Genomic DNA, 4,789 nt, shown 5'->3' with positions numbered 1-4,789 from the left:
TCAGGCCTCGGCCATCGCGCGGTGCATCGCGCGCCGACGGGCGCGGCGGCGCAGCCACATCACCAGGCCGGTGATCGACAGCACCACGGGCGCGATCCCGCCCAGGACGATGATGGTCTGCCAGACGATCCCCATGTCGGCGCCGTCATGGATGCGGCGCATCCAGCGCGACAGGGGGTCGGGGCCGCCGCCGCCAGGGCCGCCGCGATCGGCCTTGGCCTCGCCGGTGGCGTCGTCCACGGCCAGGGTGGCGGGCTCCTTCACGCCGGGCTTTCTGACCTGGACCTTCCAGGCCGGCGCCTTGCCCTGGGTGGGGACGCTCACCGCGGCCAGGGTCCCTCCAGGGGCCGCGGCCAGGGCCCTGGCGGTCGCGTCTTCGAAGGTGAGGTTGGGCGCTGCGATCGGCGGGGCGAAGCGACCGCCGCCGGCGCCGCCCGGGCGCTGGCCGCCGCCCTGGGCGCCTTGCGCCTCCGGCGGCGGGGCGACGCCGAACAGGGCGCGGCTGGTCTGGGGGAAGGAGATATAGACCCCGGTCAGCGACAGAACCGCCAGGGGCAGGCAGATCCAGAACCCCACCATGTGGTGCAGGTTGAACAGGGTCGAGGGCCCGCGCCGCCAGCGCAGGGCCTTGAGGACCGCGCCGTTGCGGGGCCACCAGAGCCAGAGTCCGCTGACGCAGGAGACGAACATCGCCCAGCCGATCCAGCCCACTACCTTGCGGCCGATCTCGGGGATGAAGAGGGTGCCGTGCAGCCGGTGCATGGTCATGGAGAAGCCCTTGGCCACCTCGGCCTTGGCCAGGACCTTGGCCGTCGGCGGGTCGATCCAGAGGTTCAGACTGCGGGGCCGGCCGCCGGGGCCGGGCGGGCCTTCGATGCGGCCGACGGCCACCACGGGATCTCCGGCCGCCTCCGGGAAGCGGATCTGGGTGAGGCGGGCCTGCCGGCCGAAGGCGGCCTGTGCGCTCCGCGCATAGGCGGCGGGGGGCAGGGCGACCTGCGGTCCGCTGACCGCGTAGCGCTCGCCGTGGGTCGCCCGGTCCAGGGCGTCGTGCCAGACGAGGATCGAACCCGAGAGGCTGAGGGGGATGATGGCCACCAGCAGGCCGACGCCGATCCACAGGTGGACGTCGAGCCAGAGCCGGCGCAGGCGGCCGGACAGAGATGCGGTCATGGGATCCCCCTTGGAAAGCCTGTCGGCCAAGGACCCAGCTACTGCGAACGGCTTTCAATCGCAAGTATAATGCGAGCTATTATCATCTGAGACCAGTCGGGCGCCAGCCGCCAAGGCTGCGACAGTCCGTCGGCTCGCCGGCTGCGCGAATCATGTGAGTCTGTGAACAGAGCGTCGCAACCATCGCGGCGATCGGATGTTCCCGTGTCAGGCGCTTAGACCAAGGGATCGCCCATGTCGCTTACCCGTACCGAGTCCAACCCGTTCGAACTGCTCCGGCCCTTCGTCTGGTTGGCGGCCTTCGCCTTCTTCGTGGGCTTTGCGACCTACATGGTGGCCGGCGCCGGTGGCGCGGCCAAGGCCTATGGCCGCACCCACGCGGCCTCGCCCATCGAGTCCTCGATGATCGACTGGAACAGCCGCAAGGCGATCTAGCCGGCTACCGGCCCCGCGCCACGAACCAGCCGTTGCGGAACTTCTCGTCGGCCTTGCCGTAGGCGAAGGCCTCGCCCTCGGGGGTCAGCACGCTGCCGCCGGCGGCCTCCAGCACCGCGTGGCCCGCGGCGATGTCCCACTCCATGGTCGGCCCGTGCCGCGGATAGACATCGGCCGAGCCCTCGGCGATGCGGCAGAACTTGATGGAGGAATCCATCGCCTGGGGATGGTCGAAGCCGTACTTGTCGGCCAGGGCCTGGATGGTCTCTTCCTTCATGGTGTGGCTCACCAGGGCCACGGCCTTGCCCTGCGGCCAGGCCCGCGCCTGGATCGGCTTGCCGGCCTCGCCCACCCCGCGCTTCATCGCGTGGCCGCCCTGCGTGTACCAGGTCTCGCCGCTGGCCGGGGCGCAGACGGCGCCGGCCACCGGACGGCGGCCCTCGATGAGGGCGATATTGACCGTGAAGTTGGGGTCGCCGCGGACGAAGGCCTTGGTGCCGTCCACCGGGTCCACCAGGAAGAAGCGGTGGCCGATGGCCTCGGGGGTGCCGAACTCGCTGGCGTCCTCCTCGGAGATCACGTGGACCCCCGGGAAGTGGGTCTCCAGCCGCGCCAGGATCAGCAGTTCGCCGCGACGGTCGGCCTCTGTCACCGGGCTGTCGTCGGCCTTGGAATGGACGGTCAGGCCCGACTTCCACAGCGGCAGGACCAGGCGTCCGGCCTCCTCGACGATGTCGGCCAGCAGGGCCCCGATCTCGTTGTCGAAGTCGCTCATCGCGCCGCGCCCCGGCGGCCGCGGGGATCCTCGGCCACGAAGGCGAGGGTCACCACCGAGCTGTCGATCACCTGCTTGCCGGCCTCTTGGAAGTTCACCGTCACCTTACGCCCCGCGACTGACTGCACCTGACCCAGGCCCCAGTCGTCCTGACCCGGGTGGCGCACGATGACGCCAGGCTCGAGGAAAGGATCGGAACCGCTCATGGACGGGCTTCCTAGACGTCCGAGGCGGTTTGCCAAAGCGCCAAATCAGGCCAAGTTCAGGGCCTTATGACCGAGCCCGAACAGACTCCCGAGCCGCAGGCCCCCGCCGAGCCGCCCGCCAAGGCCGTGCCGCGCACCGCCGAGGTGGCCGCCTATCTGGCCGCGCGCATGTGTCACGACTTCATCAGCCCAGCCAGCGCCATCGTTTCAGGGCTCGACCTGCTGGAGGATCCCAGCGCCCAGGACATGCGCGAGGACGCCATGAGCCTGATCGGCGCCAGCGCCCGCAAGCTGGCCGACCTGCTCTCCTTCACCCGCGTGGCCTTCGGCGCCTCGGCCACCGCCGAGACCTTCGACGCGCGCGAACTGGCCAAGCTGGCCCAGGGGGTCTTCGCCCATATGCGCGCCGAGCTGGACTGGCAGGTGGAGCCGGCCTCCCTCAACAAGGCGGCGGCCCGCGCCATCCTCAACCTGGCCCAGATGGCCGGGGCCGCCCTGCCCACCGGAGGGGTGGCCAAGATCCGCGCGGTGGAGGAAGGCGCCTTCGTCGTCATCGCCGTCGAGGCGACCGGTCCCCGCGCCCGGCTGCGGGCCGAGGTGCTGGACGGCCTGCGGGGCGAGGCCATGGGCGAGGGGCTGCACGGCCACTGGGTCCAGGCCTATTACGTGCACCTGTTCATGACCGACGCCGGCGGGCGGATCTTCGCCGACGTGGGCGAGGAAAAGGTCACCTTCGCCGCCAGTATTCCGGCCTGATCCAGGTTGCGGCCAAGTCGCGCGCAAATGTGAATTTCCGGCCGGTTAACACGCCTCCTTAACCAACCGCGCGCGAGAAGATTCGCCTAAGGTTGGAGTGCCCCGTTGAAGACCTGCCTCGTCGTTGACGACAGCCGGGTGATCCGCAAGGTCGCCCGCAGAATCCTGGAGGACATCGGCTTCGAAATCGCCGAGGCGTCCGACGGGATGGAGGCGCTCGCCTGGTGTCGGGCGGCCATGCCCGACGCAATCCTGCTGGACTGGAACATGCCGGTGATGACGGGGATCGAATTCCTGCGCCACCTGCGGCTGGAGCCGGGCGGCGACAAGCCCACGGTGGTGTTCTGCACCGTCGAGAACGATATCGAACGCATCCGCGAGGCGCTGGACTGCGGCGCCAACGAGTACATCATGAAGCCCTTCGACGGCGACATCATCGCCTCGAAGTTCGCCGAGGTCGGACTGGCATGAGGCCCGAGGACAAGGATCTCGTCGTCCAGCTCTGCGGGGCGCGGGCCGGCCTGCACGTCGACCCCGACAAGGACTACCTGCTGGAGAGCCGGCTGGGGCCCGTGGCCCGCCGCGAGAACTTCGGCTCCATCGACGAGATGATCGCGGCCCTGCGCGCCAAGCGCGAAGATCGCCTGGCCTGGGCGATCGTGGAGTCCATGGCCTCCAGCGAGACCGCCTTCTTCCGCGACCGCACGCCCTTCAACCTGTTCCGCGACGAGATCCTGCCGACGCTGGCCCGTCTGCGCGATGGAGAGCCGATCCGCATCTGGAGCGCGGCCTGCGGCTCGGGTCAGGAGGTCTATTCGCTCGCCATGACCATCGACGACCAGCGCGCCCTGATCCCGGGCGCCAAGCTGGAGCTGTTCGCCTCGGACCTGTCGGAACGCGCCCTGGAAAAGGCCCAGAGCGGGCTCTACACCCAGTTCGAGATCCAGCGCGGCCTGCCGATCCGCCAGCTGGTGCGCCACTTCGAGAAGGTCGACGAGATGTGGGCCCTGTCGCCGCGCATCCGCCAGATGGTCCGCTGGCGGCGCATCAACCTGGTGGCCGACCTCTCGGCGGCCGGGCGCTTCGACGTGATCTTCTGCCGCTATGTGCTGGGCGCCCTGGTGGAGCCCATGCGCGTCCGCCTGCTGGAGAACCTGGCCCGGGCGCTCAGCCCCGACGGCTTCCTGTTCCTGGGGCTCGGCGAGACCGCCACTGGCCTGTCGGAGGCCTTCCAGCCGGTAAGCGGCCGGCCCGGCCTCTACGCCCGGAACCCCTCCTTTCGCGCCGCCGCCTGACAGGCGGAGGCACAAGGGTCTAGGATCGCCCTGACCAACCTTGGGGGGTGATCCGAATGCGCCGACTGTCCGCAACCGCCGCCGTGCTCGCCGCGGGCCTGGCGCTCGCCAGCTGCGACAGGCCGGCCCGCGCGCCCGCCGCCCCGGCG

At 70.2% G+C, this 4,789-nt stretch carries 7 protein-coding genes; 4 read left to right on the top strand and 3 right to left on the bottom strand.

Annotated elements, in window-relative coordinates; all coding sequences use genetic code 11:
- Nucleotides 1-1,173, bottom strand: a complete 1,173-nt coding sequence (locus Q7T09_RS10410) for a PepSY domain-containing protein (protein WP_304699540.1) — start codon at nucleotides 1,171-1,173, stop codon at nucleotides 1-3.
- Between the two features lie 234 nt (nucleotides 1,174-1,407).
- Here Q7T09_RS10410 and Q7T09_RS10405 point away from each other — a divergent pair, with 234 nt between their 5' ends.
- Nucleotides 1,408-1,608, top strand: coding sequence for a hypothetical protein (locus tag Q7T09_RS10405; RefSeq protein WP_304699539.1), 201 nt, complete (start codon nucleotides 1,408-1,410; stop codon nucleotides 1,606-1,608).
- 4 nt (nucleotides 1,609-1,612) lie between these two features.
- On the opposite strand, the gene cysQ is transcribed toward Q7T09_RS10405, so the two are convergent.
- Complete coding sequence (gene cysQ / locus Q7T09_RS10400; protein ID WP_304699538.1) at nucleotides 1,613-2,383, bottom strand: 3'(2'),5'-bisphosphate nucleotidase CysQ; 771 nt, start codon at nucleotides 2,381-2,383, stop codon at nucleotides 1,613-1,615.
- Nucleotides 2,380-2,589, bottom strand: a complete 210-nt coding sequence (locus tag Q7T09_RS10395) for a DUF3553 domain-containing protein (protein ID WP_304699537.1) — start codon at nucleotides 2,587-2,589, stop codon at nucleotides 2,380-2,382. Before Q7T09_RS10395 ends, cysQ begins: the two co-directional genes overlap by 4 nt.
- A gap of 66 nt (nucleotides 2,590-2,655) precedes the next feature.
- On the opposite strand from Q7T09_RS10395, the gene chpT reads away from it, so the two are divergent.
- The 3 genes from chpT to Q7T09_RS10380 all read left to right on the top strand — a co-directional run bounded on the left by chpT (nucleotide 2,656) and on the right by Q7T09_RS10380 (nucleotide 4,640).
- Nucleotides 2,656-3,345 carry a histidine phosphotransferase ChpT gene (gene chpT / locus Q7T09_RS10390; protein WP_304699536.1) on the top strand — a complete coding sequence of 230 codons (690 nt, stop codon included), beginning with the start codon at nucleotides 2,656-2,658 and terminating at the stop codon, nucleotides 3,343-3,345.
- Between the two features lie 105 nt (nucleotides 3,346-3,450).
- Nucleotides 3,451-3,816 (top strand): PleD family two-component system response regulator, encoded by a 366-nt coding sequence (locus tag Q7T09_RS10385; RefSeq protein WP_304699535.1) that lies wholly within the window; start codon nucleotides 3,451-3,453, stop codon nucleotides 3,814-3,816.
- Nucleotides 3,813-4,640 (top strand): protein-glutamate O-methyltransferase CheR, encoded by an 828-nt coding sequence (locus Q7T09_RS10380; protein WP_304699534.1) that lies wholly within the window; start codon nucleotides 3,813-3,815, stop codon nucleotides 4,638-4,640. The genes Q7T09_RS10385 and Q7T09_RS10380 overlap by 4 nt, the downstream gene beginning before the upstream one ends.
- Nucleotides 4,641-4,789 lie beyond the last annotated feature (149 nt).

The organism is Phenylobacterium sp. (assembly GCF_030645195.1).
GTDB lineage: Bacteria > Pseudomonadota > Alphaproteobacteria > Caulobacterales > Caulobacteraceae > Phenylobacterium.
This window is presented reverse-complemented; position numbering and strand designations above follow the sequence as displayed.